General features: G+C 55.3%; 3 rRNA genes. All 3 read right to left on the bottom strand.

What is annotated here, in order from left to right:
* Positions 1–12: 12 nt before the first annotated feature.
* Positions 13–129 (bottom strand): 5S ribosomal RNA (gene rrf / locus ABEA50_RS30840).
* A 133-nt stretch (positions 130–262) separates the two neighbouring features.
* Positions 263–3,396 (bottom strand): 23S ribosomal RNA (locus ABEA50_RS30835).
* 344 nt (positions 3,397–3,740) lie between these two features.
* Positions 3,741–5,257: ribosomal RNA gene (locus tag ABEA50_RS30830) — 16S ribosomal RNA — on the bottom strand.
* The 16S, 23S and 5S rRNA genes sit together here, the layout of an rRNA operon.
* Positions 5,258–5,403 lie beyond the last annotated feature (146 nt).

Genomic DNA, 5,403 nt, shown 5'->3' with positions numbered 1-5,403 from the left:
TCGTGAAAATTGTTCCGGCGGTGTCCTACTCTCCCACACCCTGTCGAGTGCAGTACCATCGGCGCTGGCAGGCTTAGCTTCCGGGTTCGGAATGGGACCGGGCGTTTCCCCACCGCTATAACCACCGTAACACTATGAAACCATCCACAACCCTCAACACCAACCCAACAACCCACCACAACAAAGTTATGGGAATCATTAGGTCTGATGTCGGGGTCTGTGTGTTGTTTCAGACACCGCACAGTGGACGCGTAGCTTCTTTGTTAATAAGTCCTCGGCCTATTAGTACCAGTCACCTCCACCTGTTACCAGGCTTCCAGTTCTGGCCTATCAACCCCATGATCTGTAGGGGGCCTTAACCACTCGAAGGTGGAGAGAAACCTCATCTTGGAACAGGCTTCCCGCTTAGATGCTTTCAGCGGTTATCCCTTCCGAACGTAGCCAACCAGCCGTGCCCTTGGCAGAACAACTGGCACACCAGAGGTTCGTCCGTCCCGGTCCTCTCGTACTAGGGACAGCCTTCCTCAAGTTTCTTCACGCGCGCGGCGGATAGAGACCGAACTGTCTCACGACGTTCTAAACCCAGCTCGCGTGCCGCTTTAATGGGCGAACAGCCCAACCCTTGGGACCTACTCCAGCCCCAGGATGCGACGAGCCGACATCGAGGTGCCAAACCATCCCGTCGATATGGACTCTTGGGGAAGATCAGCCTGTTATCCCCGGGGTACCTTTTATCCGTTGAGCGACACCGCTTCCACTTGCCGATGCCGGATCACTAGTCCCGACTTTCGTCCCTGCTCGACCTGTCAGTCTCACAGTCAAGCCCCCTTGTGCACTTGCACTCAACACCTGATTGCCAACCAGGCTGAGGGAACCTTTGGGCGCCTCCGTTACACTTTAGGAGGCAACCGCCCCAGTTAAACTACCCACCAGGCACTGTCCCTGAACCAGATCATGGTCCGAGGTTAGAAGCCCAATACGATCAGAGTGGTATTTCAACAACGACTCCACAAACACTAGCGTGCCCGCTTCACAGTCTCCCACCTATCCTACACAAACCGTACCGAACACCAATACCAAGCTATAGTGAAGGTCCCGGGGTCTTTTCGTCCTGCCGCGCGTAACGAGCATCTTTACTCGTAATGCAATTTCGCCGAGTCTGTGGTTGAGACAGCAGAGAAGTCGTTACGCCATTCGTGCAGGTCGGAACTTACCCGACAAGGAATTTCGCTACCTTAGGATGGTTATAGTTACCACCGCCGTTTACCGGGGCTTAAATTCTCAGCTTCGCCATTACTGGCTAACCGGTCCTCTTAACCTTCCGGCACCGGGCAGGCGTCAGTCCGTATACATCGTCTTACGACTTCGCACGGACCTGTGTTTTTAGTAAACAGTCGCTTCTCTCTGGTCTCTGCGACCCCAACCAGCTCAAAGTGCAAGACTCATCACCAGCCGAGGTCCCCCTTCTCCCGAAGTTACGGGGGCATTTTGCCGAGTTCCTTAACCACAGTTCTCTCGATCGCCTTAGTATTCTCTACCTGACCACCTGTGTCGGTTTGGGGTACGGGCCGTGCACCAACTCACTAGAGGCTTTTCTCGGCAGCATAGGATCACTGAATTCACCACAACGGCTACGCATCACCTCTCAGGCACATGCTGTGCGGATTTACCTACACAACGCCCTACAGGCTTACACCAGGACAACCAATACCTGGCCCAGCTACCTTCCTGCGTCACCCCATCGCTTGACTACTACCAACCGGGGTCATGTGCAGCACCCCACCCGAGACCCGAAGGCCTTCCTGGGGGATTTGGACACTTAGCACAACTGATTCATCATGGGCGCGGATACACGGGTACGGGAATATCAACCCGTTGTCCATCGACTACGCCTGTCGGCCTCGCCTTAGGTCCCGACTCACCCTGGGCGGATTAACCTGGCCCAGGAACCCTTGGTCATTCGGCGGACGAGTTTCTCACTCGTCTTTCGCTACTCATGCCTGCATTCTCACTCCCATAGCCTCCACAACTAGCTCACGCCGCTGCTTCCATGGCTACAGGACGCTCCCCTACCCACCCCAACCACTGCACCACCCCCCGCAAGGAATGGTGGATGTCATGTTGGAGTGCCGCGGCTTCGGCGGTGTACTTGAGCCCCGCTACATTGTCGGCGCAGGATCACTTGACCAGTGAGCTATTACGCACTCTTTCAAGGGTGGCTGCTTCTAAGCCAACCTCCTGGTTGTCTTCGCGACCCCACATCCTTTTCCACTTAGTACACGCTTAGGGGCCTTAGCCGGCGATCTGGGCTGTTTCCCTCTCGACTACGAAGCTTATCCCCCGCAGTCTCACTGCCACGCTCTCACACACCGGCATTCGGAGTTTGGCTGATTTCGGTAAGCTGGTAAGCCCCCTAGACCATCCAGTAGCTCTACCTCCGGCATGAAACACGTGACGCTGCACCTAAATGCATTTCGGGGAGAACCAGCTATCACGGAGTTTGATTGGCCTTTCACCCCTACCCACAACTCATCCCCTCAGTTTTCAACCTAAGTGGGTTCGGGCCTCCACAACATCTTACTGCTGCTTCACCCTGGCCATGGGTAGATCACTCCGCTTCGGGTCTAGAACACGCGACTCAAACGCCCTATTCGGACTCGCTTTCGCTACGGCTACCCCACACAGGTTAACCTCGCCACATGCCACTAACTCGCAGGCTCATTCTTCAAAAGGCACGCCATCACCCACCACCCACCAAAGGATGCACAGGCTCTGACGGATTGTAAGCGCACGGTTTCAGGTACTATTTCACTCCCCTCCCGGGGTACTTTTCACCTTTCCCTCACGGTACTAGTCCGCTATCGGTCACCAGGGAGTATTCAGGCTTACCGGGTGGTCCCGGCAGATTCACAGCAGATTTCACGGGCCCGCTGCTACTCGGGTACTCACTACAACAGACGACACATTTTCACCTACCGGACTCTCACCGTCTATGGCGGGCCGTTCCAGACCACTTCGACTAACATATCGTTTTCTCACTGTTGCCCAGACCGGCAGATCTGAGAAAATGAGCCCCACAACACCACACACACAACCCCTGCCGGGTATCACATGCACATGGTTTAGCCTCATCCGCTTTCGCTCGCCACTACTCACGGAATCACTATTGTTTTCTCTTCCTGTGGGTACTGAGATGTTTCACTTCCCCACGTTCCCTCCACACACCCTATACATTCAGATGCGGGTAACACGACATCACTCGTGCTGGGTTTCCCCATTCGGAAATCCTCGGATCTCAGCTCGGTTGACAGCTCCCCGAGGCTTATCGCAGCCTCCTACGTCCTTCATCGGCTCCTGGTGCCAAGGCATCCACCGTACGCTCTAAAACACTTACTAACAAAGATGCTCGCGTCCACTGTGCAGTTCTCAAACAACACACCCAACCAAGCCCGAAACCACCACCAGCATCCCGAACCAAAGCCCGAAACCGGTATGACATGGAGACCCAGTCAGATCGTTTTTTTGCCTAGAAAAAACACTCGCGTGTTCTCTCAGGACCCAACAGTGTGTCGATATATCCCCAGACGATCAGCCACTCAGGACCAACCGATACTTCCGAGAAACCAGTCAGCGTTCCACCCATGAGCATCCACCGAACCACGTACGGGCCCGAAATGGTCTCTGGCATCAACGTTTACCATCCCCGACTATTCAGGGTGCGATGCAGATGTGCTCCTTAGAAAGGAGGTGATCCAGCCGCACCTTCCGGTACGGCTACCTTGTTACGACTTCGTCCCAATCGCCAATCCCACCTTCGACGGCTCCCTCCACAAGGGTTGGGCCACCGGCTTCGGGTGTTACCGACTTTCATGACGTGACGGGCGGTGTGTACAAGGCCCGGGAACGTATTCACCGCAGCGTTGCTGATCTGCGATTACTAGCGACTCCAACTTCACGGGGTCGAGTTGCAGACCCCGATCCGAACTGAGAACGGCTTTAAGGGATTCGCTCCACCTCACGGTCTCGCAGCCCTCTGTACCATCCATTGTAGCATGTGTGAAGCCCTGGACATAAGGGGCATGATGACTTGACGTCGTCCCCACCTTCCTCCGAGTTGACCCCGGCAGTCTCTCACGAGTCCCCGCCATTACGCGCTGGCAACATAAGATAAGGGTTGCGCTCGTTGCGGGACTTAACCCAACATCTCACGACACGAGCTGACGACAGCCATGCACCACCTGTACACCAACCACAAGGGGGGCCGTATCTCTACGGCTTTCTAGTGTATGTCAAACCCAGGTAAGGTTCTTCGCGTTGCATCGAATTAATCCACATGCTCCGCCGCTTGTGCGGGCCCCCGTCAATTCCTTTGAGTTTTAGCCTTGCGGCCGTACTCCCCAGGCGGGGTACTTAATGCGTTAGCTACGGCACGGATCCCGTGGAAGGAAACCCACACCTAGTACCCACCGTTTACGGCATGGACTACCAGGGTATCTAATCCTGTTCGCTACCCATGCTTTCGCTTCTCAGCGTCAGTTACTTCCCAGAGACCCGCCTTCGCCACCGGTGTTCCTCCTGATATCTGCGCATTTCACCGCTACACCAGGAATTCCAGTCTCCCCTGAAGTACTCAAGTCTGCCCGTATCGCCTGCAAGCTCACAGTTGAGCTGTGAGATTTCACAGACGACGCGACAAACCGCCTACAAGCTCTTTACGCCCAGTAATTCCGGACAACGCTCGCACCCTACGTATTACCGCGGCTGCTGGCACGTAGTTGGCCGGTGCTTCTTCTACTCCTACCGTCACTTGCGCTTCGTCGGAGTCGAAAGAGGTTTACAACCCGAAGGCCGTCATCCCTCACGCGGCGTCGCTGCATCAGGCTTCCGCCCATTGTGCAATATTCCCCACTGCTGCCTCCCGTAGGAGTCTGGGCCGTGTCTCAGTCCCAGTGTGGCCGATCGCCCTCTCAGGCCGGCTACCCGTCGTCGCCTTGGTAGGCCATTACCCCACCAACAAGCTGATAGGCCGCGGGCCCATCTCGCACCAATAAATCTTTCCACCAAACACCATGCGATGTAAGGTCATATCCGGTATTAGACCCAGTTTCCCAGGCTTATCCCAGAGTGCGAGGCAGGTCACCCACGTGTTACTCACCCGTTCGCCGCTCGTGTACCCCGAAGGGCCTTACCGCTCGACTTGCATGTGTTAAGCACGCCGCCAGCGTTCGTCCTGAGCCAGGATCAAACTCTCCGTTGAAGACTCTCAACCACCCCAAAAAAGGGGCAATCAGAAGTAAAAACTAGAGTCCGAAAACCTAGCAAAACAAAACGCCAACAAAAAATGTTGACTAAAATGTCCGACACCCTCACACGGGGGTGCAAAAGCATCGGAACCAAATAAAA

This window comes from Nocardia callitridis (genome assembly GCF_039543305.1).
Lineage (GTDB): Bacteria > Actinomycetota > Actinomycetes > Mycobacteriales > Mycobacteriaceae > Nocardia > Nocardia callitridis.
Note: the sequence above shows the minus strand (reverse complement) of the source record. Positions and strands in the feature narration are given on the sequence as shown.